Origin of the sequence: Pseudomonas sp. BN415, assembly GCF_029871195.1 — a bacterium.
Taxonomy (GTDB): Bacteria; Pseudomonadota; Gammaproteobacteria; order Pseudomonadales; family Pseudomonadaceae; genus Metapseudomonas; species Metapseudomonas resinovorans.
Genome location: NZ_SSOK01000001.1, coordinates 1 through 525, shown reverse-complemented (window position 1 = coordinate 525; position 525 = coordinate 1). Strand labels below are relative to the sequence as shown.

At 64.6% G+C, this 525-nt stretch carries 1 protein-coding gene; it reads left to right on the top strand.

Features of this window, described 5'->3' with window-relative positions; translation table 11 throughout:
• Nucleotides 1-291 precede the first annotated feature (291 nt).
• The coding region (locus tag E8F20_RS00005; protein WP_280281869.1) for a serine dehydratase beta chain at nucleotides 292-525 on the top strand (234 nt) is incomplete at its 3' end.

The following is a 525-nucleotide window of genomic DNA, read 5'->3' as shown; positions in this document are numbered from 1 at the left end:
GTGGAAGGCAAGTACTGGCCGCCGGTGGGCCGCGTGGACAACGTCTACGGTGATCGCAACCTGATCTGCGCCTGCCCGTCCATCGAGGCCTATCAGGACGCCTGACGGCGCTCCTCTGTAGGAGCCAGCTTGCTGGCGAAGCGCTCTGCCGGAGCCATTCGCAAGCAAGCTCGCGCCTACAGCGACCGGACACAAGACAAGGAGCACGGCGGTCGGTCCGCAAGGTCCGTTCCGCCGGGCTGTCTACGCTGACTAATAAGAAAGAGCCGAGCACCCGCTCAGGAGCACGACATGTCTCTTAGTGTCTTCGACCTGTTCAAGATAGGCATCGGCCCCTCCAGCTCCCATACTGTTGGCCCGATGCGTGCCGCCGCGCGTTTCGTGGAAGGCCTGCGCCGCGAGAGCCTGCTGTCCGACACCCACAGCCTGAAAGTCGAGCTCTACGGCTCCCTCGGTGCCACCGGCAAGGGCCACGGCAGCGACAAGGCCGTGTTGCTGGGGCTGGAAGGCGAGCAACCGGATACC